The organism is Oricola nitratireducens (assembly GCF_014904745.1).
Taxonomy (GTDB): Bacteria; Pseudomonadota; Alphaproteobacteria; order Rhizobiales; family Rhizobiaceae; genus Oricola; species Oricola nitratireducens.
On the sequence record NZ_JACZCS010000037.1, the window covers coordinates 13863 to 37913 of the forward strand.

Consider the following 24051-nt stretch of genomic DNA (forward strand, 5'->3'; position numbering starts at 1 on the left):
GAACAACGACCGCCGGGCCGCCGTTACCCGGAAATCCCCTGTCCAGGATCCATGATGCCGTTCCTCAATTTCATCATCGGCAATGCGCGCTGGCTTTTCGGCGGTTTCCTGCTGACGCTGTTCTCGGCCTTCGGACAGACCTATTTCATCTCGCTGTCGGCCGGGGAAATTCGCTCCGAATACGATCTCTCCAACGGCCAGTTCGGCGTGATCTACATGGCGGCCACGCTCGCGAGCGCGCTTTCGTTGACCTGGGTCGGTCGGATGGTCGACCGGTTCTCTCCATCAATGGTCACCATGATCATCGTGCCGCTGCTGGCGGCGGGATCCGTAGCGATGGCGCTGTCGCATCATGTTGTGATGCTGGTTGCGGTGATCTATCTCCTCCGCTTGTTCGGGCAGGGCATGATGACGCAGAACGCGATGACCGCGACCGGGAGTTGGTTCGCGGCCAATCGCGGGCGGGCGATCTCGGTGGTCGCGCTCGGCCAGAATGCAGGCGAGGCGGTCTTCCCCTTCATTTTCGTGCTGGTTGCCGGGCTGATCGGCTGGCGCATGACCTGGGTCGCCGGCGCCGTATTGCTCGTCGTCGTCGCGATGCCGGTGATCGTGGCGCTGTATTGGCAGGAGCGCGCGCCGAAAGCCTCCGATCCCGCGCCGAAGGTAACCGCGCCGCGCGAATGGACGCGCGGCGAGGTGCTCCGCGATCCATTGTTCTGGCTGATGCTCATTGGCATCATGGCGCCGCCCTTCATCGGCACGACGATCTTCTTCCACCAGGTCTATCTGGTCGAGTTGCGCGGCTGGTCGCTGGACCTGTTCGCAGCCTCCTTCGCGCTGATGTCGGCGATGACGATCGCCTTCGCGCTTATCTGCGGCGCATTGATCGACAGATTTTCCGCGGTACGGATGTTGCCGAGCTTTCTCCTGCCGCTCGCAGGCGCCTGCATCGTTCTCGCGCTGTCTCCGGCCGTGTGGGCGCCGTTCGTCTTCATGGGGCTGCTCGGGGTTTCCTACGGATTTTCAACCACGCTGTTCGGTGCGCTTTGGCCGGAAGTCTACGGTATCCGGCATCTGGGCTCGATCCGGTCGCTGATCGTTGCCGTGATGGTGTTTTCGACCGCCGTCGGGCCGGGCCTGACAGGGACGCTGATCGATCTCGGCGTATCCTATCCCGGCCAGATATTCGTCATGGGCATCTACTGCCTCGCGGCAAGCGCCGTGCTGCTGATCGCCAGCCGAAAGCTGGAGGCGCGCAACGCGGATATGGTGGCGGCTGCGGCGCGCAGCTTGCAATGACGCGGGGCGGGCGCTAACCGCTGCCCATATCTTTTAGCTTTGAAAGCCGATCCTCATGCCTGTCACCGTCCGTTTCGCGCCATCGCCCACCGGCAACATCCATATCGGCAATGTGCGCACCGCGCTGTTCAACTGGCTTTATGCCCTGAAGCATGACGGGCAGTTCATCCTGCGTTTCGACGATACCGACACGGCGCGCTCGAAGCAGGAATATGCCGACCAGATCGCCGCCGATCTCGACTGGCTGGGTGTGAAGCCGCATCGCGTCGAGTACCAGTCGAAACGTGGCATTGCCCATGACGCGGCAGTCGAGAAGCTGAAACAGTCGGGCCGGCTCTATCCCTGCTACGAGACTGCGGAGGAACTGGACCGCCGGCGCAAGATCCGCCTGACGCGGAAACTCCCGCCTGTCTACGGGCGCGAGGCGCTGAAGCTGACGGCCGAGGAGAAGGCGGCCTACGAAGCCGAGGGCCGCAAGCCGCATTGGCGCTTCCTGCTGCCGAACTACGCCGAGACGCCATTCGAGACTAAGCGTACGGAAGTCCATTGGGACGATGTCGTGCGCGGGCGCCAGACGGTCGATCTCGCCTCGATGTCCGATCCCGTGCTGATCCGCGAGGACGGAACCTATCTCTATACGCTGCCTTCGGTCGTCGACGACATCGACATGGGCGTGACGCATGTCATTCGTGGCGACGACCACGTCACAAATACCGGCGCGCAGATCGCGCTTTTCGAGGCGCTCGGTGCGGACGCACCGGCCTTCGGCCACCACAATCTGCTGACGACGACGACCGGCGAGGGGCTGTCGAAGCGATCGGGCGCATTGTCGATCTCGGCGCTGCGCGAAGCCGGCTACGAGCCGATGGCGGTCGCGTCTCTCGCCGTACTGATCGGGACGTCGGAGGCCGTCGCGGCGGCGTCCTCCCTGGAGGCAATGGCTGCGACATTCGAGCCGTCGTCGAGCTCGAAATCGGCAGCGAAATTCGATCCGGCGGAACTGGATGTCCTGAACAGGCAGATCGTGCACGGGCTGCCCTACGAGGCCGTCGCCGTCCGGCTTGCCGATGCCGGGATCGACACGAACGATCCGCGTACGGCAGCCTTCTGGCTTGTGGTTCGCGGCAACGTCGAAAAGGTTGCCGACGCGGCGGCTTGGTGGGCGATCGTCACGCAGGGGCCGGCGGACGAGGCGGCGCTGGAAGGCGACGATCTCGATTATGCGCGAACAGCGTTCTCGCTGCTGCCGGAAGGCGATGTCGACGCCTCGACCTGGAGCACGTGGACCGGCGCGGTCAAGGAGGCGACCGGCCGCAAGGGCCGGGCGCTGTTCATGCCGCTGCGCGTCGCGCTTACGGGAAAGACGTCGGGGCCGGAGATCGCAGATCTATTGCCTCTTCTGGGTCGGGAAGGAATTCTGGCCCGACAACCCTGACCTTGCGCGATGTATCCGCCGCATGGGCCTCTCCGGCGTTGACCGCGCCGGTCATCTCGCGAATGCGGTCTTTGGTCAGTCCCGTTGCGGCATTCATCTGGCTTTCCGGGTCGGCAAGCCCGTCGGGCCTGCGGCTCGGTGTCGGTATCTTTCCGGCCGCCAGCGGCTTCGGCTGATCGGCATCCTCGTCGGCGCGAAAGTTGGCCTCGGTCCGCGGCTTGCCACACGTGCAGGACGGATCTGCCTGGTCGGTCGGGCGCTGGCGATAGAGAAACGCGGTCGGCAACGCCGTATAGGGTTCGCCCTTCAACGAGATCATCGCCTCGCTTTCCTGATCGGGAACTCGATGGAAATAGAGCTTCGTTTCGGCGGCCGGGCACATGGCGGCGCAGGCCTTCGCGTCGCGCTCGAAGAAATCGCTGGTCGTCGAAAACGAGACCGGGAAGTAATATCCGTCGCATGTGCGCACGCACAGCGTCCGGAACGTGCCGGACATCTGCGGCACGGTAATCGCATCGGGATTGTCGAAGACTGCCGGGCCGTCCTGCGGCGCTTCGTGGATGCGCTTGCGGCCGATGCCGTCGCGCACGATCACGCGCGTGACACGGCGCGGATCGACATCATCCGGCTGAACCATCGTGACTTGCGGGCCATTGATCTGCTGGCGGACGACCCTTTGCGGTTCGTCGCATCGATTGGCCTTCAACCGCGCCTGAATGGCGCGCAGGCGTTGCTCGTTGTTGCGATTGCCGGCCAGTCGGTCGCGCTGGCGTTCCAGTTGGTCCAGGTTCGACTGCATCTGCTGGATCGTGCGGTTGAGTGCCTGGCAACCGGCCGTGGGATTGCGAAAGCATCCCTGCGCTTCCTGTATGGCGCGGGTTTTTTCGATTTCCGCCGCCTGGCGCGTTGCCGCGTCGGCATAGCGGGCGGCTTTCGCCGAAAACCCGTTATCGGTCCGCGACGCGGCACTGAGCTGTGCCTCCAGATCGGAACAGGTATCGGCGGTGGCCGGGATGACGGAGAGGGCGAGGAGGGACGCCGCACAGACGATGATGCGCGCGCGCATCCGCGCGGCTCGAACCGTCATGCGGCCGTTGCGGAATGGATCCGGCACGTTTGCATGCTCCCAATGCGTAGTCCCAACCACGCAACTATACACTGCAAATGTGGCGTCGGGCGCCTAACAGGCGGTATCCCGACACTAATTCGGGTTTAACCTTAATGCCCCGGCCCGCCGTGAAACACGGTCACTTGGCGGCGATCGCATCCTCGCGCTGGGCGGCTTCGACGACGGAGAGGGCGGTCATGTTGACGACACCGCGCGAGGTGACGGATGGCGTCAGGATATGCGCCGGCTTTGCCGTGCCCACCAGAATCGGCCCGACGTGGAGGGCATCCGTCATCGACTTGACCGCGTTCAGCGTGATGTTGGCTGAATCGAGATTCGGGAAGACGAGAAGATTGGCTTCTCCATTGAGCACAGAATCCGGATAGACACGGTCGCGCAGACGCGCGTCGAGCGCTGAATCGGCGTGCATTTCGCCGTCGACGCAGAGGTCGGGCGCGATGCGGTGCAGGATCGCGGTGGCCTTGCGCATCTTCAGGGCGGAATCGGAATCGCGCGAACCGAAATTGGAATGTGACAGCAGCGCGGCTTTTGGCTCGATGCCGAATCGGGCGATCTCGCGGGCGGCGAGCACGGTCATCTCGGCGATTTCCTCGGCGTCCGGATCGACTGTCACATAGGTGTCGGTAAAAAAGGTGACGCCGCGTTGCGAGATCAGCATCGACAAGGCGGAGAGGTCGCGGATTCCCGGTTCGAGGCCGACGATGAGGCGGACATGGCGCAATTGCCGGTCGTATCGCCCTTCCAGCCCGCAGATCATCGCATCGGCCTCGCCGCGCTCGAGCGCAAGCGCGGCGATCACCGTGTTGTTGGTGCGCACCAGGATACGCGCGGCATCGGGCGTGACCCCGCGTCGACCGACGACGCGGACGAGGTGATCAACATAATCGCGGTAGCGGGGGTCGTTTTCCGGATTGATCAGTTCAAAGTCTTCTCCGGGCCTGATGCGGAGGCCGAAGCGCTTCAGCCGGGTCTCGATGACCTCGGGACGCCCGATCAGGATCGGCTGGGCAATCCGGTCCTCCAACACGACCTGTGCGGCCCGTAATACGCGTTCGTCCTCGCCGTCGGCATAGACGACCCGCTTCGTCGTCCCGCTCTGGGCCGCTGCGAAAACCGGTTTCATGACGAGCCCGGATCGGAAGACGAAGCGGTTCAGCCGGTCGAGATAGGCGTCCATGTCCTCGATCGGGCGGAGCGCGACGCCGCTGTCGGCGGCAGCTTTGGCAACCGCCGGCGCGATGCGCAGGATCAGGCGCGGGTCGAACGGCGACGGGATGAGATAATCGGGTCCGAAGACCGGTGTGTCGCCGGAATAGGCGCGCGCGGCGACATCGGAAGGCTCCTCGCGGGCCAGTTGCGCGATGGCGCGGACGGCGGCGGCTTTCATCTCCTCGTTGATTGTCGTCGCTCCGGCATCCAGCGCGCCGCGAAAAATGTAAGGAAAGCACAATACATTGTTGACCTGATTGGGAAAATCGGATCGGCCGGTACAGATCATCGCGTCCGGACGGGCTTCGCGCGCGACGTCGGGCATGATCTCGGGCACTGGGTTGGCGAGCGCCATGACCAGCGGCCGGTCGGCCATTTCCTTCAGGCATTCCGGCTTCAAAACGCCTGCGGCGGACAGGCCGAGAAACACGTCGGCGCCGGGAATGACATCGGTGAGCTTCCGTTTGTCGGTCTTCTGCGCATAGACCGACTTCCACTGGTCCATCAGTTTCTCGCGGCCCTCATAGACGAGGCCCTCGATATCGTTCACCCAGATGTTTTCGCGTTTTGCTCCAAGAGAGACCAGCAGGTTGAGGCAGGCGAGTGCGGCAGCGCCCGCACCCGAGGTGACGATCTTGGCGGTCTCGATCGATTTTCCGGCCAGTTCTAGTCCGTTCAGGATCGCGGCGGTGACGATGATGGCCGTGCCGTGCTGGTCGTCGTGAAAGACCGGGATGTTCATCTTTTCGCGCAATTGCGCCTCGACCTCGAAACATTCCGGGGCCTTGATGTCCTCCAGGTTGACGCCGCCGAAGGTCGGTTCCAGCGCCGAGACCACCGAGACCATCGTGTCGATCTCCGGCGCGTCCATCTCGATATCGAAAACGTCGATGCCGGCGAATTTCTTGAACAGGACGGCCTTGCCCTCCATCACCGGCTTCGAGGCGAGCGGGCCGATATTGCCGAGACCAAGCACGGCGGTGCCATTGGAGATGACGGCGACGAGGTTGCTGCGGGCCGTGTAGTCGGCCGCCTTGCCGGGATCGGCCTCGATGGCGAGGCAGGGCGCGGCGACGCCGGGCGAATAGGCAAGCGCCAGGTCACGCTGGTTGCCGAGCGGTTTCGTCGCCTGGATCTCCAGTTTTCCGGGGCGCGGATACTGGTGGTAGAAGAGGGCGGCCTCCTCGAGGCTTGCCGTCGGGGGGCTGGCCTGTTCCGGTGCGTCGTCCTGCTGCATGTCGCTTCCCCCGATTTTCTTTCCGCACGGCGCGCGGGCGCACACGAGCCTAGTATGTCCCGGAACTGTTTGAAACCGTTCTCCCGGCATCACTGTTATTCCGTGACGGACGTGACGCCGGGAGGCATAGGCGCCGGATCAGAATGCGCTCGGATAAAGACCGCCGTCGAGGCGGATGTTCTGTCCGGTGATGTAACCCGCATGCGCCGAGCAGAGAAAGGCGCAGGTTTTGCCGAATTCCTCCGGCGTGCCGAGGCGTCCGGCAGGGATCAGTTTTTCCTGGCGGGCGCGTTCCTGGTCCAAAGAAATGCCGGCCTTGTCCGCACCGAACTTGAACGTGTCGCGGATGCGGTCCGTGTCGAGCTTGCCGGGCAGCAACTGGTTGATCGTCACGTTCTTGTCGGCGACGGAGCGGGCGATGCCGGCAAGGAACGAGGTCAGGCCGGCCCGCGCGCCGGACGAGAGGTCGAGGCCGAGGATTGGCTGATAGACGGACAGCGACGTAATGTTGACGATGCGGCCGAAGCCGCGCTCGGACATGCCGTCGATCACTTTCTGGATGAGTTCGATCGGCGTTACCATGTTCTGCGTCACGCCGGCGAGGATGGCCTCGCGGTCGAGTTCGCGAAAGTCACGCAGCTTCGGGCCGGCGTTGTTGTTGACCAGGATGTCGGGATCCGGGCAAGCCTCTATGAGCTTGGCCTGGGTGTCGGGATCGGAGACATCGCCGAGGATCACGGTGACGTTGACGCCGTGCTTGCGCAATTCGTCGGCGGTTGCGTTGGTGACATCGGGGTTACGGCCGTTGATGACGAGATCGACGCCTTCCCCGGCGAGCGCCATGGCGCAGCCCTTGCCCAGTCCGCGGCTCGAAGCGCAGATGATTGCCTTGCGGCCCTTCAGTCCCAGATCCATGGTGATCTCCTTTTTGGGGCCCTTATAGGATGCAAGATTGTTTCCCGGAAGGGTGAATTCCGTCTGTTTTCGCTAAGATTTTCAGCCCCAGAGTTCCGCGCGGGGCGGCGAGACAATGGTGCCGCTATATTCGAGCGACGGCGAGCGGTCATGCGCAAGGAGCAAGGGCCCGTCGAGATCGATATAATCCGCGTCCTGGGCAAGCAACACCGCCGGCGCCATGCCGAGCGAAGTGCCGACCATGCAGCCGATCATGATGCCGAAGCCGTGGTCGCGGGCGCGGTCGCGCATGCGCAGTGCCTCGGTCAGCCCGCCGGTCTTGTCGAGTTTGATGTTGATCGTGTCATAACGGCCGCGCAGGGACTCGAGATCTTCGGTCGTATGGGCGCTTTCGTCGGCGCAAATCGGTACGGGATGCGGCATCTCGGCGAGGATATCGTCCTTTCCGGCGGGAAGCGGCTGCTCGATCAGCGCGATACGGAGGCGCGCGGCCTCGCGCATCAGTTCCGGCAGGCGGTCGGGCGTCCAACCCTCGTTGGCGTCGACGATGATGCGGCTGCGCGGCGCGGCGGCGGCGACAGCGTGCATCGCCGCGATGTCATTCGTGCCGCCGAGCTTGATCTTCAGGACCGGCCGCCGCATCGCGCTGCGGGCGGCGTCAGCCATGACGTTGGGGTCGTCGAGCGAGATGGTGAACGCGGTCTCGACGGGCCGCGGCGGCTGCCGGCAGACGAGGTTGTGGACATGGTTGCCGGTCAGTTTGGCTTCGAGATCCCAGAGCGCGCAATCGAGCGCGTTGCGTGCGGCGCCCGGCGCCAGTGCACGGCCAAGCCGGTCGTGGCTAAAAGTTCCGCCGAGCGCCGACGCGGTGTCGTTGATCGCCTGAAGCACCGAATCGACGGTTTCGCCATAGCGCACATAGGGAACGCATTCGGCAATTCCGTGCCGGTTCTCGGACCTGATTCGGCAGACGACGACCTCGGCCTCGGTCTTGCTCGATCGCGAAATGCGGAACTGTCCGTCGATCGGATAGCGCTCGCTCCAGGCCTCTACGCTGCAACCGGCGAATTCCATCGCGTGTTCAACTCCAAATTCGCCACGAAATATCGGTTGATGTGGCCGGTATGTCGCAGACTTGCCACCCGAGCGGCGGTATTAATAGCCCGATGGCGGATGCAATGCATATGGAAATCGACGGGGACGGCGTGGCGTCGCCACAACCTCCACAGGTGAATGCCGAGGTTGTCGGCGATCAGTTCCGGCTGGTATTGTCGGGATCGTGGGCGACACATACCATCGCCGCCGTGGATGCGGTCATGCGCGATCACGAGCGTAAAATCGGCGGCCACTCCGTCGTCATCGACATGTCCGGCGTGACCTATTTCGATACCGCGGGCGCATGGGTCGTCTACCGTTTCACCCGGGCGGCCGAGAAAGCGGGAAACGCCGCCGCGCTGGAGGCGGTCCGTCCTTCGCACAAGGTGCTTTTCGACGCCGTGAAACACGCGATGGAGGAACTGGCCGAACAGGAACCGGCCGAGGAAAAGGAAAACCTCCTGACCCGGATGATTGTCGGCGTCGGCAAGGCCGTTTACGACTTTCGCGATGACGCGCTGATGGCGCTGCATATCCTCGGCGCGGCAGTGCGCGGGTCGCAGATGAAGCTCGGCCATGGCAGCGGGCTTTCCATCGCCGCCGTCGTCAATCAACTCGATCGCACCGGCGTGCGCGCGATCCCGATCATCGCGCTGATGTCGACGATCATCGGGGCCATCATCGCCCAGCAGGGCGCGTTTCAGCTACGTTATTTCGGGGCGGAAATATTCGTTGTCGATCTCGTCGGCATTCTGGTCCTGCGCGAGATCGGCGTGCTGCTGACCGCGATCATGATCGCCGGCCGCTCGGGCAGCGCGATCACCGCCGAGATCGGCTCGATGAAGATGCGTGAGGAAATCGACGCGCTGACCGTCATCGGCCTCAACCCGGTCGGCGTGCTGGTGTTCCCGCGCCTTGTGGCGCTCGGCATTGCCTTGCCGCTCCTCACCGTGATTTCCGACATTGCCGCGCTTGGGGGGGCGATGTTCGTAGCCAACACCTATTCGGGTATTTCGCCGGACGCTTTCATCACCCGGGTGCATGACGCCATCGACCTGACGACGGTGTTCGCCGGCTTCATCAAGGCGCCGTTCATGGCGTTGATTATCGGCATTATCGCCTCGGTGGAAGGCATGAAGGTCGGCGGCAGTGCGGAATCGCTCGGAGAGCGCGTCACCGCGTCCGTCGTCAAATCGATCTTCGTCGTCATCGTCGTCGACGGGATGTTCGCCATTTTCTACGCGGCGATCGATTTCTGATGGCACAGGAAAACGTCATCATCAGCGTGCGCGATATTCACGTGCAGTTCGGCAGTCATGTCGTGCTGCACGATCTGGATCTCGACGTCTATCGCGGTGAAATTCTGGGTTTCGTCGGCGCGTCGGGCACCGGCAAATCGGTCCTGTTGCGCACGATCCTCGGCCTCAACAAGAAACAGGCCGGCAACATCGTTGTCCTCGGGCGCGATCTTGACCGGATCAGCGAGGAGGAGCGGATCCAGGTCGACATGCGCATGGGCGTCCTGTTCCAGCACGGCGCGCTGTTTTCCTCGCTGACAGTACTGGAAAACATCCAGGTGCCGATGCGCGAATATCTGTCGCTGCCGAAACAGCTGATGGACGAGCTGGCGATGCTCAAGATCGAACTCGTCGGCCTGACGCGCAGCGCGGCGGAGAAATATCCGTCGGAACTTTCCGGCGGCATGATCAAGCGCGCGGCGCTGGCGCGGGCACTCGCTCTCGACCCGGATATCGTCTTTCTGGACGAACCGACATCCGGGCTGGACCCGGTGGGCGCGGCGGAGTTCGACGATTTGATCTCCAAATTGCGCGACACGCTGGGATTGACCGTCTATATGGTGACGCACGACCTTGACTCTCTTTTCACCGTCGCCGACCGAATCGCTGTACTCGGAAACAGGCGGGTGCTGATCGAGGGAACGATCGGGGACATGCTGAAAAGCGAAGATCCCTGGGTGAAATCCTATTTCAGGGGCAAACGTGCCCGGCGCATAGAGACGATCGAACAGGAAACCGCCGGGGTGGGTGGCTGAACCATGGAAACAAAGGCAAATTACGTAACCGTCGGCGCGTTCACGCTGCTCGTGTTCCTGGCGGGTTTCGCAATCGTCTTTTGGGTGGCGCGCACGGGCACGGGCGGTCAATCGGTGCGTCTCGACGTCGTGATCGAGGGTTCGGTGACCGGGCTCGGCGTCGGCAGCCTGGTCAAGTTCAACGGTATCGATGTCGGCAAGGTGACCGGATTGAGTTTCGACGAGACCAATCCGCGCATCGTCATCGCGCGCACTATCGTCAGCCGCAATCTGCCGATCACCAAGTCGACCAAGGCCGTCCTTGGCTTTACCGGGCTGACGGGTATCGCCTATATCGAATTCGAGGGTGGTGACACGGCCGAGCCGAACATCTTCCAGCTCGCCGAGGAACAGGGCAAGGTGGCGACCATCAAGGCCGATCCGTCGGCCGTCAACAATCTTCTTGCGACCGCGCAGGACATCTTCGACCGCACTGACAGGGTACTGACCGAACTCGAAGGCTTCGTGAAGGAAGCGCGCGGGCCGCTGGCGCAATCGCTCGAGAACACCCAGGTGTTCACCGAGGCGCTGAAGAACAACGCCGACCAAATCGACAGCTTCCTAGCCGGGATCGGCGGCGTCGGCGACGCGCTCAAGGACATGTCAGGCAAGCTCGACGGCACGCTGAAGGGGATCGAGGATCTGCTCGCCGCCGTCGATCCGAAGAAGGTCACGGCGATCGTGGACAATGTCGACACGTTCACCGCCAATCTGAACGCTGTTTCGACCCAGTTTCAGGACGTGACCGACAAGGTCACGAAGATCGCTGCCGACCTCCAGGACGTTGGAACTCGCGTCAACGGGACCTTCGACAAGGTTGATGCGTTGCTCGACGCGGTTCCGCCCGGCCAGGTGAGCACGGCCCTCGACGATCTGGTCAAGGCGGGGGATTCCGCGAAAACCTCGCTCGCCGAGGTCGAGAAGCTGACGCAGGGTCTGGGCGAACGTCAGCAGGATATTCAGGACACCATCACCAACGCCAAGCAGATGGCCGAAAAGCTTAACGCCGCGTCGGAGCGTGTCGACGGTATCCTGGCGAAGGCGGACGGCCTGCTCGGGTCCGATAACGGGCAGTCGCTGATGGCGGAGACGCGCAAGACGCTGGAGTCTTTCCGCAAGGCGGCGGACACGCTCAACGACCGCATCAACACGATTTCGGCAGGACTGGAACGGTTTTCGGGTCCGGGATTGCGCGACGTTCAGAGCCTCGTCAACGAGACGCGGCGCTCCGTCACCCGGATCGAGCGTGCGATCACCGATCTCGAGCGCAATCCGCAGCGGCTAATCTTCGGTGGAGACGGCGGCGTGAAGACCTATGACGGCCGCGAGAGGCGTTGACACTCCATGGCGAGCCGGTATCAAACGGATAGGACTGCAATCGGGGCACCGGGATTACCATCTCGGCGCCCGCTAGATGGCCGGCGAGGGATAATGGGGATATTGCGCACCGGATGGATTGCCGTGTTGCCTTTCGCACTCGCGGGTTGCGCGGCGATTGGCGGCGTGCGTCCGACGGCCGATACCTATGAACTCGGCGTTCCCACCATCAGCGAAGCGTCGCCGGTGCGACGCGGCACGCAGATTCTCATTGCCGAGCCGCAGGCTCTGAAGGCGCTCGACTCCCAGAACATCGTCGTCCGGACCGATCCGCTGACGATCCGCTATCTGGATGAATCGCAGTGGAGTGACCGGCTGCCGCGCCTGGTGCAGATGCGGCTCGCTCAGGGCTTCCAGAACTCGGGCCGTTTCAAGGGCGTCGGTTTGCCAGGCCAAGGGCTTGCGATCGACTACCAGATCGTTACCGAGATCCGCTCCTTCGGCATCGAGGCGGCCAGCAACACCGCCGATGTCGCGATTGCGGTCAAGATCCTCAACGACCGCAACGGCATTGTCGCCAGCGAGCGTATTTTCGAGGCGCGCGCGGTTGCGGCGGGCTACGGCAATCCGGCCTATGTGGCTGCGATCGACCGCGCCTTCGAAAGTGTCGCGCGCGACGTCGTTGCCTGGGTGACAAGCCGCATCTGACACAAAAAAGCCGCCGGAATTTCCGGCGGCTTTCGTTTTTCAGTTCTTCTTTTCCGACTAATGCAGCTTGCCGCTCGCATGCGCCAGCATGGTGTAGACCTTGCCGGTATCCGAGGTCAGGTACGTCTGCGTCATGATGTTGTCGCGGTCGTTCTTCGCAATGTCACGCAGCAGGCGCTCGAAATCGTTCACGTAACGATCGACCGATGCACGGAAGGTGCTGTCGCTTTCGTATTTGCGCTTGATCTCGTCGAAAGTCTGCTGGCCCTTTAGCGTATAGAGACGCCGCGTGAAGACGTTGCGCTCGCCGCGACGGTAACGTTCCCACAGGTCGATCGACGCCTCGTGATCGATGGCTCGGGCGATGTCGACCGAAAGAGAGTTTAGCGATTCGACCGTGTGGAGCGCTTCGCGCGGCTGGTCGATACGCTGCGGCGCGCGCGGAGCGGGCTCATCTTCCTTGGAGGCGCGGCGCAGCAGGTCGCTGACCCAGCCACCGGAGGCCTGTTCCGGTTCTTCCTCGCGCTGCGGAGCGGGGTCGCTCATGTTCAGGCTGCCACGCAGCACGGGTTCGCGCTGTGCGGGGGCTGCAGCGGGAACGGGCGCAGCCGGCGCCGGCTGTGGGCGCGGCGCAACGGCCACTGCGTCGGCGACAGGCGCCTGCCGCGTCTCGACGGTCGCCTGCGGGGCGGGCCTGCGTGCCCGGTTGCTGCCGCCATTACCGATGTCGAAGGCCCGGCCGGAATTCTCGACGATGCGAGACAGGTCTTTGAGCGCGTTGATCTGTTCGGACACGGCGCGCCGCATCGCGCTGGTGGATTCGCGCGTTTCCTCCGGTAGTTCGAAGATGCCCTTGCGAACCTCTTCGCGCGTCTGGGTGAGTTCGTGGTTCATGTCGGTGGCGACGCGACGCATCTCGGATGTCGCACCCTCGAAACGCTTGAGAGCGGCGTCGATTGCCTGGCCGACATTCTGTGTGACCGACTCGGCGGAAGACCGCGCCGTGCCTTCGGCTTCCTTCGCGGTCTGGCGCAGCTTGACCGACATTTCGTCGGCCGTATGGCGCGTGCGCTCCTCGACGGTGTTGAAAGCGTCGGTGACCATGGATTCGAAGGAGCGCATGAGCCGGGCGATTTCCTCGGACTTTCCGACCAGCCCGGTCGACAGCGACTCCAGCGCCTCGCGCCGTTCCTCGAGTGTGTTGGCGAGGCCCGATTGTGCCGTGCCGAGCAGTTCGGACGCGGAGGCGAGCACCCGTCCATGATCCTCGAAGCGGGACGCGATGGAGGAGACTTCCTCCAGCGTGCGGCTGGACACCTCTCCGAGCCGCGACATGTTGCCGTCGAGCATGTTGACCGACGAGGCGATCGAATCGGCGGCGCGAGTGGTCTTGTCGGCGAATTCCGACGTCGTCTTTTCGAGGCGGTTATCCAGCTGGCCGAGGTTCGACGCGGCGTTGCGGATGAGTTCGCCGAGATTTGCGTTCGACGAAGACAGGCGTTCGATCAGGGCGTCGACATTTTCCGACAGTCCGTTTTGCGCCTGTTCGACGGCCGAAACAGTGTCGGCTGTGCGGCGCGCCATGGCCGTGATCAGGGCCGCGTTTTCCGCCTTGAGCCGCTCGGTCGCCGCGGTCGTGGCTTCCTCGAGTTGCTCGGCGAGCTTGCGTCCGTCGCCCGTAAGGCGCTCGATGAGCGGCCGGGTGGAGTTCTCGATCAGGTTCTCCATGTCGCGGGTGTGCGTCGACAGGAGACTGGAGAGTTCGCCCGTGCGCTCGACAAAGGCGTTGACGGCCTCCTGCGCCTTGCCGCCCATGAGGTCGGTTGCCTCGGACGTGCGGGCTTCGAAAGCCTCCAGCATATTGGTGGTCAGACGTCTGATTTCGTCGGTCTGTCCGGCCAGGCGCATTTCGTTGGTTGCGAGCTCCTCGGCAATGCGCTGCTGGTTCTGGCTCAACTGCTCGGAGAGATGCACGGCAAAATCCTTGCCGTGGACGCCGATGGTATCGCCGGCCTTCGCAGCTTCCTCTTCGAGTTCAATGCGGGCCGTGGCGACACTGTCGCGCAGCGTGCGTGCGACGATACCGGCGCTGTCCTCTAGCGTGCGGCGTACGTTTTCGATGCCGAGCGTAAGAGCCTTCTGCATCGTCTCGGCGCGTTCGTCGATGATGCTGGTGTTCTGGGAGAACAGGTTGTCCAGCGCTTCGGTGCTGCGCGAGAGCGCGACAATCGCTGTGTTGGTGCGATCCTCGATCGCTGCCTGCAGTCCGCCGGCCTTGTCGGTCAACAGTTCTTCAAGCCGCGCATTGGTCTGCGACATGGCGCTTTCGACCGCTCCGGACGCCCGTGAAATCTCGTCGACGAGAGCGCTTGCACGCTGGCTGAGAGTGGCGCTGAGCCGCATTGTCTTCTCGTCCAGCGTTTCGTCGAGATGCGCTGTCTTTTCTTCGAGCACCGAGACGAGTTTGCCGGAGTTTTCCGCCAGGTTCTGGGCAAGCGTGTCGGCTAGGGTGGTGACATTCTGGTCGAAGCGGGAGGTCCGCTCCTCGAACTCGGCGGCGCGCTGCTGCAGCCGTTCGGCGACCGATTCCACTTTGGCCTCGATGGAGTCCCTGAAGCTCGACGCGCTGCTGTCGAGCATTTGCGACTTTTCTTCCAGCGTCGCCGAAATGCGGGCGGAGTGGCCGCCGACGCGATCGATGAGCATCTCCGACTGGCTCTCGAATGTCTGGCCGAACTGGGTCGCCGTGCGGGCGAATTCGTCGGACCGCGAATCGAGCGTCGCGCCGAACTCCCCGACCTTCTTGCCGAGTTCCTCGGAAAGCGCTTGCGTGCGGGATTCGATCGTTTCGCCGATGCGCGATGCTCCGGCATCGATCGTCGAGGTAAGCTTGTCCGTCGTGTGGCCGACCGCGCCATAGATCGCGGACGTCTTTTCGTCGAGACGCTGCAGGAATTCGTCGGTCCTGCCTCCGATCGCATCGGCCGTGCCGGACGTGATATCGTTGAGCTTCGTCGTGAATGCCGAGGATTTCTCCTCGAGGATCGCGGCGAGCGACGTTTCCATCGAGCTGGTCTGCTCCTCGAAGGCCTGGCGCGCCTTGTCGGCGATGACGCCGGCCTGCGCATTGCCGTGCGCATAGGTCTCGGCGATTGCGCGGGTGCGTTCGAGAAGGGTTTCGTTGATCTGGCGGGCCCGCGCATCGAGCGCCGAATTGAGCTTTTCGGTGCCGTGGTTGATGGCCTGGACGCGGGTTTCGAAATCGCCGAGCAACTGCTGGCCGCGTTCGGAGAAGGTCTTCTCCAAGCTGGCCATGCGCTCGTCGAACTCGTCGGTCATGTTCGTCGCGGTGCTGCCCAGCAACGTGACGAGGCCGGTCGCCCTTGCTTCCAATGTCTCGGACAGTTTGCGGCTTGCCTCGTCGGTCTGTTCGCTGAGATTGGCGATGCGCATGTCGATCAGGCTGGCGAATGCCTCGCCCGAATTGGAGATGCGGCCGGATACCTCGTCGAGGCGGGCGGCGATCGTTTCGTTGACGGCATTGCTGCTCTGTTCGAGGCGGTCGATCAGCGACTGGCCTGATTCGTTCAGCGACATCGACAACTGCGTCGAGGCATTGCGCACGTTGTCACGGATGAAGTCGGCGGAGCCGGTCAGTTCGTCGCGGAGCTGCTCATGGGCGCCGGCGATCGAGGCGCGCAGGCGTTCGGCATGGGTGACGATGCCTTCGCGCTCGTTGCCGAGATCGGTCAGCAGCGAACGGACCCGCACTTCGTTGTCGGTATAGGCGCGCTCCAGTTCGGAAACCTCGGACTGCATCAAGGCTTCCAGCTCGCTGGCGCGTGCGATCGTGCGCTCGATGCCTTCGCCCATTGCGGCGACTTCGCGGCGTACCGCCTGGCCGACGGTGACGATACGTTCCTGTGCAAGGTTTTCCGGTTCGGCGAGGCGCAGGGCGATTTCGCTCATCGAATGCGCGGTCAACCGCATTTCCTGCGACCGGCGAACCATGGCCGCGATCGCGAAGAACAGGAAGATCGGGACGATAATGGAGACGAGGATCGCGATCACGCCGGGCTGGGCGCGCAATTTGTCGAGAGAACTGATCTGCCAGACAGCGGGAGCATAAAGCAGATGCATCAGCGCGATGCCGCCGATCGCCCACACGACGCTTGCCACAATTGCCGCGGTATACCCGCCGCGCACCGACGTGCGGTTCAGGCGCGAGAGGATCGCCTGGTAGTCGCGCTGCGTGTCGTCGTCATTGGCGGGTTTGAAGCTGACCGACTGCCGCGTCGGCGCCGCGGGCGCCTCCGGCTCGTGAACGGACGGTTTTGCGGCGGTTGCCGGTTCCGGTTTTGATGATGGCTTGCTGTTGCCCACAGGCGGTGCGGGCGGAGCGGCAACATGCGTTTCGGGCGATTTCTTGGCCTGATCGCTTTCCTCCGCGAGTTCGCTTGCGGCTGCGGCGACCTGGCTTTCGAAATCGTCGAGCGACAATTCGTCGTCCAGGCTGATGTCGTCGTCGAGACCGGCTTCTAACGCTTCCTCCAGCGCTGCTTCCATGTCGCGATCGATGTTCGCAGCGTTCTTGTTCACAGCCATTGCCGCCTCACTCAACAAACTCGGCCTGCCTTCGGCAGCCCTTTCCTCGAATACCTATGTGACACACCACAATATGGGCGCAACTGTGTTCTCTGTACGCCCAAACGGTGATGCGTATCGTAACGGGACACCTCTCGAAATGGAACTCGCGATTGTCCCGATCCGCAAAAGTTTAAAGATAAAGTTAACGCGCCGGCTTGTCGCCTGATTTTTCAAAAATGGCGCCGGCGGGCATCCGAATGGCGGTTAACTCCCCGGCGACCTTTAGATGCCATCATCTTGAATTGCTCAATAGGCAAACGGGATGGATTGGATATGAATGAGACTCCTGTGTTCGCACCACCGGATTCGTCGAGCGCGCTGCCCGGCGAAACACGCCCGGTAGACCTTGCATTTCTCGCCCGCCAGACGGGCGGAGACCGGGCGCTCGAGGAAGAAGTACTGCGGCTTTTCGCCAGGCAGGCCTCGATTCTGGGGAATGAATTGCGCAGCCAGACGGACTGCGAAATCCGCAAGCGCAGTGCGCATACGCTGAAAGGTGCGGCCCGTGCCGTCGGTGCCTTCAGCCTGGCGGATCAAGCCTTGCGTATCGAAGAAGAACCGGAAAATCCGGCGCCGGTGACCGCCTTGCTTCGCGAGGTTGAAACCGTGCGCGATTATATCGCCTCGCTTCTGCGCTAGCCCTTTTCGGGTCAAAACGGCGATCTTTCCGGGTGCGAGCCGGTTGACATTGCCCGTCTTAAGGGTAAGTCGCGGCTCGTAAGACCTGTTGCTCCATATCCATTCCCGGAGACCGAGATGCCGAAGCTGACTGTCGTCGCGTTTGACGGCACACGATTTGACCTTGATGCCGAAACCGGCTCGACTGTCATGGAAAATGCTGTGAAAAACAGCGTTCCGGGTATCGAAGCCGAATGTGGCGGTGCCTGCGCCTGCGCGACGTGCCACGTCTATGTCGACGAGGCATGGACGGATATCGTCGGCAAGCCCGATGTCATGGAAGAGGACATGCTGGACTTCGCCTACGAGCCGAAGCCGGTGTCCCGTCTTTCGTGCCAGATCAAGATGACAGATGAACTTGACGGGCTTGTCGTTCACGTTCCCGAGCGCCAGGCCTGATCGTCCCGAAACGGAAAAACCGGCCGATGGCATTTTCCGCAGATGAAGCGTTCTCGGCGCGGAAATGGGCCCTGGCGCATTCGAAAAGCCTCGTGCTCGGGCCGTCCGGCGTCTTGATGGGGATCCTCAACGTCACCCCCGACAGTTTTTCCGACGGCGGCCAACTGGCCAACACCGGTGACGCCGTTGCGCGGGCGCGGGCCATGACCGAAGCGGGCGCGGGGATCCTCGATATCGGCGGCGAGAGCACGCGTCCGGGCGGCGATCCCGTTGACGCGGAGACCGAACAGGCGCGCGTGCTGCCCTCGATCTCGGCCATCCGGGACGCGATCGCCGGCGCGGTCATCTCTATTGACACCTATCGTGCCGATACGGCGAAGAAGGCGGTCGAGGCCGGCGCCCACATCGTCAACGATGTATGGGGGCTGCAGCGCGAACCGGACATTGCCCGTGTCGCCGCGGAAACGGGGGCGGGGCTCTGCATCATGCATACGGGACGCGAGCGCGAAAAACTCGCCGATGTCATCGCCGACCAGTTCGCGTTTTTCGAAACCTCGCTGGAAATCGCGGGCAAGGCAGGCGTGCAGCGCGAGCAGATCGTGCTCGATCCGGGGTTCGGTTTTGCCAAGGACCCGGAGGAGAATTTCACCCTAATGGCGCGGTTCGAAGCGCTGCACGCGCTCGGATATCCGCTTCTCGTCGGGACAAGCCGCAAGCGGTTCATCGGCGATGCGACGGGGCGCGACGCGGCCGAACGCGATGTCGGAACGGCGGCAACGACGGCATTGCTGCGCGCCGCCGGCGCGGCGGTATTTCGTGTCCACGATGTCGCAATTAATCGCGACGCGCTTGCCATAGCGGATGCTATGGTCGCCCGGCGGCCGTCGAATTGACCGGCCGCAACCAGGACACCGACCCATGATGTACCAGATCCGGATGATGAATTGCGCGTTTTTCGCGCGGCACGGCGTGTTCGACCAGGAGGAGTTTCTTGGCCAGCGTTTCTATGTCGACGCGGTTCTGACCGTTGATCCGGGCGATGCGCTGGAGAACGACAGCATCGAGGGGACGGTGGATTATGGCGTGGCGTTCCAGGAGATCGAGAAGATCGTCACCGGAAAGAGGCGCTTCCTGATCGAGGCGATCGCACTCGAGATCGCCAAGGCGCTGTGCCATCGTTTTCCGCAGATCGTGACGGCCGACATCACCGTGCGCAAGCCGAACGCACCGGTTCCCGGCGTGCTGGACCATGTCGAGGTGCGTGTCGTGCATGATGCGAAAGCCGGTCACGGTGGCTGAACGCGTCACCGCCTATCTCGGACTCGGCGGAAATGTCGGCGACGTCGCGGAGGCGATGCGGTCGGCGCTGAAACGCCTCGACGCGCATCCGGAGTGCCGGATCACGGCGATTTCGCGGGTTTTCCGCACACCGCCCTGGGGTCCGGTCAAGCAGGATTGGTATCTGAATGCCTGTGCCGAGATTGAGACCGGTCTCAGCGCGCCGGACCTGCTGGCGCTGGCGCTTGAGACCGAGCGCGCGCTCGGACGCGTGCGCGAAACGCGCTGGGGACCGCGCACGCTCGATATCGACATCCTGCTTTACGGCGATGCGCCGGTGTCTCTGGAAAACCTCACCATTCCGCATCCAAGGATGACGGAACGGGCATTCGTCATGGTGCCGCTTGCCGATATCGCGCCGGACATCGTGCTCGCGGGGCGGACCGTGCGCGAGCATGCGCAAACTTTCCGCGACGAGGGCCTTGAGATGACGGATATTCGCCTGAGCGTATGAAGCGGCGCTAGTCCGACGTTTCGGCGGCGAGGGAATTGATGCGGTCGAGCTTCATGCCGATCACCGGAACAAGAGATTTCCCGACATTCACCGAGACGGTGATGTTGAGCTGGTTGTCGGACGCCAGCCGCGCCAGCATGGCGCCGTCGAGTTGCTTTCGCTTCAGGGTCAGCACGACATGACTGGGCGACACGGCGCCGGCAACGACGTCGAGACCTTCGCCTTCGGCGCCATCGAGGAAATGGCCGACATAGGAGCGGCCCTTGCGCTTGACGGTGGCGTTCATTTTCTGCGTGAACACGCCGACGCGGCAGCCGCCGTCGAGCGTCATGCCGAGCTTGTCATCGGGCGTGAGACCGTTGAATTCGCAGGTGAATTTCGTGCCCTTGTATTTACCGGCGACGATCTCGCCGGGTCCGCGCCACTTGCCCTCGATCTGGCGGAAGAACCGGGCATCGCGATCATTGGCGCTCGACGGCGCGGCGGCGAAAGCCGTGGTCGCGAGGGCAAGGGCGGAAATGGCCATCGAACGAAGAAGCATGGCGGGTGGCTCTCATAATCGGCAATGCGGTAGGCGCATCATTAAGCGGAATGGTTAACACATGCTTTGTGAATCGCACCAGTCCCGGCCAAACGACACTCACGTTGTGTTACATGGCGCGTTCAGGCCTTTTTCCCGTTGTCTTTCGCGGCCGTCAGGTTTGACAGCACCGCCGACAGTTTCGGTCGCGCGACGGCGTGGAAAGGCGCGGGGCGGCATACTTCCATTGCCGATATGCCGACGCGCGCGGTCATCAGCCCGTTGAGGACGCCTTCGCCGAGGCGCGCCGACAGGCGTGACGCGACGCCATGGCCGACAACCTGCTGTACGAGGCCGTCGCCGATGCTGGCGACGCCGGTGACGGCGAGATGGCCGAGCACCTTGCGAAACAGGCGGAAATTGCCCAGTGCGCCCGTTCGCCCGCCATAGAGTTCCGACATGCGGCGCACGAGCCGGAAATTCTCGTAGATCACGTAGAGAATGTCGAGGAAGGCGCGCGGGCTGACCGCGGTGACGACCGATACGCGCCGGGATGCGCCCATGACCAGCAGGAAGGCATCCCGGTCGAGGCTGCGGAACAATTCGCGCTCGGCGAGCGCGTAATAGTCGGAGGCATCGAGGATCTCGCCCTGCTGTTCGGCGAGGATCGTGCGCCCGGCGGCCGATTTCGGATTGCCGGCCATGTGATGGACGAGCTTGCGCGTTGCCCGGGAGAGGGCCTTGTCGTCGGAGCCGGCGAGGGTGTCTTCCAGTTCCGTGCGCAGATGGTCGACGGACCGCAGTCGCATCATGGCGGCGATCTCGCGGATCACGACGAGCAGCACGGAGACCGCGATCAGGCCGGCCACGCCGAGCGCTAGCCAGCCAAGCCATTCGTTGCGCGCGAACAGGGCCCGGACGACGGAATCGATCCACAGTCCGGCGGCGAGGCTGGCGAACAGGCCGACGGCCGAGATCGCAACCGAGGCAAGCGAAAATCCGCGCTTCTGGCGATCGACCTCCTCGATCACGGCTTGGTCGGCGGTCAGGTCTTCGCGTTCGAAGAAGTCCTCCGGCTCCATTTCCAGTGCCGGGCCGGGCGCGATCGCTCGCGGTTTGCGCAGTGGCGCAGCCGTTTTTTCGGCGGAAATGGCGGAAACCGTTTCTTCCCTTTCCGGTTCGATCGCAAATGCGCGCGGTTTGCGGCGCGTCTTGTCTTCGGTCATGTCAGCCGGTCTCCGATCAGGAACTGCAGCGCCTTGTCGAGCCGGATATGCGGCAGCGACAGCGTCAGTCCCTCGGCGCTGCGTTCGAGTTTCGGCGGGCGGAAGCGCACGAAGCGATGCGCGCCGGCGACTGCGCCATCTTCAAAGATCGAATCCGGATTGTCCGGCAAGTCACCGGGAAATATGGCAGTTTCGGTTTTTCCGTCGAAGGACTCTCCGTCGATCGTCTCGCCTTTGATCGGTGTGCCGACGATGACGGGAAGTCGTTCCTTGCCTTCCTGGACGGTCGCCTCGCGCGTGGCGCGTACGGCGGCCAGCGCAAGCGTTTCCGCCCGGGCGCCGCTGAGCCCGGCCCTTGAAATGGAGCGCTGCACGAGGCGGCGCACGATTGCCTCCATCTTCGGGTGATCCTCGTGGTGAAGGTGATCCGCCTTGGTGGCGGCGACGAGCACGCGGTCGATGGTGCGTTTCCACAATCCGGTCAGGACGTTGCCGCCGCCGGGGCGAAAGCACGACATGATGTCGCCGAGCGCGCGCTCCAGGTCACGCACCGCCTCCGGGCCGGCATTCATGGCGTGCATGGCATCGATCAGCACGATCTGGCGGTCGAGCCGGGTGATATGCTGGCGGAAGAACGGCTTTACGACGAGCGCCTTGTAGGATTCGAAGCGGCGTTCCATCATTGCCTGGAGCGAGCCCGATCCTGGTTTTTCGACACGTTTCGGCAGTGGCGCGAAGGTAAGCGCGGGCGAGCCGTCGAGTTCGCCCGGCATCAGGAAACGGCCGGGCGGCAGCGTCGACAGGGCCAGGCCGTCTGTGCGGCAGGATTGCAGATAGTCCTTGTAGGCGTTCGCCAGCTTTTCGGCGAGGACTTCGTCGGCGTCGGAATCCGGGTCGGCGGTGCCGGCAAGAGCGTGATAGTCCGCGGCGAGTTCGGCGCGGCTGCCTGCGCCCGCGAGTTCCAGGGCCTCCTCGGAGAATTCCTCGTAGGTCTTGCCGAGAAGGGGCAGGTCAAGCAGCCATTCGCCGGGATAATCGACGATATCGATGTGCAGGCGCCCGCCGGATACCAGCCGGTTCCAGCCGCTCGCCGATTCGTACTCCACGGTCAGGCGCAATTCGGAAATGGCGCGCGTCGAGTCCGGCCAGATCCGGTTTTCGACGAGGTCGCGGACATGGTTCTCATAGGCGAAGCGCGGGACGCCGTCGTCGGGTTGCGGTTCGAGAAATGCCCGGGAAAGACGGTTGGAATGGGCGAGATCGAACAGCGGCAGCCGGCCGCCGTGAATGAGATTGTGGACCAGCGCGGTGATGAAGACGGTCTTGCCGGCGCGCGAAAGGCCGGTGACGCCGATGCGGACATTCGGCGCGAACAGGCCCGTTGCCCTGTCGGCAATCGTGTCGATGGCGATGAGGGCCTCGTCGCCAAGCGATACCAGTCTGGTCAATTGTCACTGTCCCCGCGCGCCGCGTTTCGTGCCAGCGATATAGGTATTCGGATGTCCGATTCAAAAAAGCGGTGTGCGCGGCGCGGGTTCAGGCATCGGCCGGCGTCAGATAGGCTTCGAGATATCCAGTGTCAGTCGTGAAGACCGAGGTCGGGCCGTCAAAGCGGATCACGACAAGCCCGGCGGTGCGAAATCCCATCTGCAGGGCTTCGAGCGCATCCTCGTCTCCAGCCTTTGCCAGGGCCAGCGCGGCGTCCTCCAGCATCGGATTGTGGCCGACCAGCATGACATCGCCGTCGAATCCGGTCGCGGCGGCGATTTCGAGATAGCCGGGCGCGTCGGTTGCGTAGAGATTTTGTTCGTAGCTGGTGACATCGTCGAGATTCAGCGACTTGTTCAGCGCCTCGAGCGTTTCGACGGCCCGGATCGCGGTAGAGCAGATCACCTTGTCGGGGACGAGCTTCCGCTTGCGCATCAGCTTGCCCATTGCTTCGGCTTCCTCGACGCCACGCTCGTCGAGCTCGCGGTCAAAATCACGCATTCCGGGCTGCGCCCATGCGGCTTTGCCGTGACGGAACAGGAAAAGGCGGCTCAATCGGAAACTCCCCCGCTGCGCAAGTCATCATGCGATTAACCCGATGCGCGCGGTATCGCAAATGATACGTTTGTGGAAGAACGGCTGCAATTCGCGCTTGGGCTCGAAAAGGCCGTGCGAAACGCGCTTTCGGACCGCGAATCTGGCGGATTTTGCACCTTTCCGGAAGGTTTTGCCGCGGTTTTCTTGCTTGCGGTAGCGTCGCATTTATTGTCGGCATCAAGGGTTTGATCACTTCATTGCGAATTCCCACAAACGGAACTTGCCGCTAGGGCGCGAGGCGATTATAGAGCGGCCAAAGGCACTATGC

The 24051-nt window shown here is 63.1% G+C and carries 20 protein-coding genes; 11 read left to right on the forward strand and 9 right to left on the reverse strand.

What is annotated here, in order from left to right:
* Positions 1-54: 54 nt before the first annotated feature.
* Together IG169_RS17530 and gltX are read left to right on the forward strand one after the other, a co-directional pair.
* On the forward strand, positions 55-1299 hold the full coding sequence (locus tag IG169_RS17530; protein ID WP_193177592.1) for an MFS transporter: 1245 nt from the start codon (positions 55-57) through the stop codon (positions 1297-1299).
* Positions 1300-1354: 55 nt separating this feature from the next.
* Positions 1355-2734, forward strand: coding sequence for a glutamate--tRNA ligase (gene gltX, locus IG169_RS17535; protein ID WP_193177538.1), 1380 nt, complete (start codon positions 1355-1357; stop codon positions 2732-2734).
* On the opposite strand, the gene IG169_RS24385 is transcribed toward gltX, so the two are convergent.
* The 4 genes from IG169_RS24385 to dgcA form a co-directional block, all read right to left on the reverse strand.
* Complete coding sequence (locus tag IG169_RS24385) at positions 2652-3848, reverse strand: DUF2865 domain-containing protein (protein WP_193177539.1); 1197 nt, start codon at positions 3846-3848, stop codon at positions 2652-2654. The two genes, gltX and IG169_RS24385, sit on opposite strands and share 83 nt — an antisense overlap.
* Positions 3849-3981: 133 nt before the next feature.
* Entirely contained in the window at positions 3982-6309 is a 2328-nt protein-coding gene (locus IG169_RS17545; RefSeq protein WP_193177540.1) for an NADP-dependent malic enzyme, read from the reverse strand.
* 138 nt (positions 6310-6447) lie between these two features.
* Positions 6448-7224 (reverse strand): SDR family oxidoreductase, encoded by a 777-nt coding sequence (locus tag IG169_RS17550; RefSeq protein ID WP_193177541.1) that lies wholly within the window; start codon positions 7222-7224, stop codon positions 6448-6450.
* Between the two features lie 81 nt (positions 7225-7305).
* A complete protein-coding gene (gene dgcA, locus IG169_RS17555; RefSeq protein WP_193177542.1) occupies positions 7306-8298 on the reverse strand; it encodes an N-acetyl-D-Glu racemase DgcA in 993 nt (330 codons plus the stop codon).
* Positions 8299-8408: 110 nt separating this feature from the next.
* On the opposite strand from dgcA, the gene IG169_RS17560 reads away from it, so the two are divergent.
* From IG169_RS17560 to IG169_RS17575, 4 genes are all read left to right on the forward strand, one after another.
* Positions 8409-9578: an MlaE family ABC transporter permease gene (locus IG169_RS17560; protein ID WP_193177543.1), complete on the forward strand. Its 1170-nt coding sequence runs from the start codon at positions 8409-8411 to the stop codon at positions 9576-9578.
* Positions 9578-10372 (forward strand): ABC transporter ATP-binding protein, encoded by a 795-nt coding sequence (locus tag IG169_RS17565; protein ID WP_193177544.1) that lies wholly within the window; start codon positions 9578-9580, stop codon positions 10370-10372. Before IG169_RS17560 ends, IG169_RS17565 begins: the two co-directional genes overlap by 1 nt.
* Positions 10373-10375: 3 nt before the next feature.
* Entirely contained in the window at positions 10376-11749 is a 1374-nt protein-coding gene (locus tag IG169_RS17570) for an MlaD family protein (RefSeq protein ID WP_193177545.1), read from the forward strand.
* A 123-nt stretch (positions 11750-11872) separates the two neighbouring features.
* The gene (locus tag IG169_RS17575) at positions 11873-12436 is read left to right on the forward strand and encodes an ABC-type transport auxiliary lipoprotein family protein (protein ID WP_343225670.1); all 564 of its coding nucleotides are present in this window, start codon (positions 11873-11875) and stop codon (positions 12434-12436) included.
* A 57-nt stretch (positions 12437-12493) separates the two neighbouring features.
* Here the strand turns inward: IG169_RS17575 and IG169_RS17580 are convergent, their stop codons facing one another.
* Positions 12494-17041: an apolipoprotein A-IV repeat region-like domain-containing protein gene (locus IG169_RS17580; RefSeq protein ID WP_193177547.1), complete on the reverse strand. Its 4548-nt coding sequence runs from the start codon at positions 17039-17041 to the stop codon at positions 12494-12496.
* 315 nt (positions 17042-17356) lie between these two features.
* Between IG169_RS17580 and IG169_RS17585 the strand changes: the two genes are divergently transcribed.
* From IG169_RS17585 to folK, 5 genes are all read left to right on the forward strand, one after another.
* A complete protein-coding gene (locus IG169_RS17585) occupies positions 17357-17722 on the forward strand; it encodes an Hpt domain-containing protein (protein WP_193177548.1) in 366 nt (121 codons plus the stop codon).
* 117 nt (positions 17723-17839) lie between these two features.
* The gene (locus tag IG169_RS17590) at positions 17840-18160 is read left to right on the forward strand and encodes a 2Fe-2S iron-sulfur cluster-binding protein (protein WP_193177549.1); all 321 of its coding nucleotides are present in this window, start codon (positions 17840-17842) and stop codon (positions 18158-18160) included.
* A gap of 26 nt (positions 18161-18186) precedes the next feature.
* Positions 18187-19053, forward strand: coding sequence for a dihydropteroate synthase (folP, locus tag IG169_RS17595; protein ID WP_193177550.1), 867 nt, complete (start codon positions 18187-18189; stop codon positions 19051-19053).
* A 28-nt stretch (positions 19054-19081) separates the two neighbouring features.
* Positions 19082-19459: a dihydroneopterin aldolase gene (gene folB / locus IG169_RS17600; RefSeq protein WP_193177593.1), complete on the forward strand. Its 378-nt coding sequence runs from the start codon at positions 19082-19084 to the stop codon at positions 19457-19459.
* Complete coding sequence (gene folK, locus IG169_RS17605) at positions 19431-19952, forward strand: 2-amino-4-hydroxy-6-hydroxymethyldihydropteridine diphosphokinase (protein WP_210326090.1); 522 nt, start codon at positions 19431-19433, stop codon at positions 19950-19952. Before folB ends, folK begins: the two co-directional genes overlap by 29 nt.
* A 7-nt stretch (positions 19953-19959) precedes the next feature.
* Here folK and IG169_RS17610 read toward each other — a convergent pair whose 3' ends face one another.
* From IG169_RS17610 to IG169_RS17625, 4 genes are all read right to left on the reverse strand, one after another.
* Positions 19960-20493, reverse strand: coding sequence for a hypothetical protein (locus IG169_RS17610; RefSeq protein WP_428982262.1), 534 nt, complete (start codon positions 20491-20493; stop codon positions 19960-19962).
* 122 nt (positions 20494-20615) lie between these two features.
* On the reverse strand, positions 20616-21698 hold the full coding sequence (locus IG169_RS17615; protein WP_193177551.1) for a YcjF family protein: 1083 nt from the start codon (positions 21696-21698) through the stop codon (positions 20616-20618).
* Positions 21695-23146, reverse strand: a complete 1452-nt coding sequence (locus IG169_RS17620) for a YcjX family GTP-binding protein (protein WP_193177552.1) — start codon at positions 23144-23146, stop codon at positions 21695-21697. Before IG169_RS17620 ends, IG169_RS17615 begins: the two co-directional genes overlap by 4 nt.
* Positions 23147-23234: 88 nt before the next feature.
* Positions 23235-23741, reverse strand: a complete 507-nt coding sequence (locus IG169_RS17625) for a SixA phosphatase family protein (RefSeq protein ID WP_193177553.1) — start codon at positions 23739-23741, stop codon at positions 23235-23237.
* Positions 23742-24051: the final 310 nt, after the last annotated feature.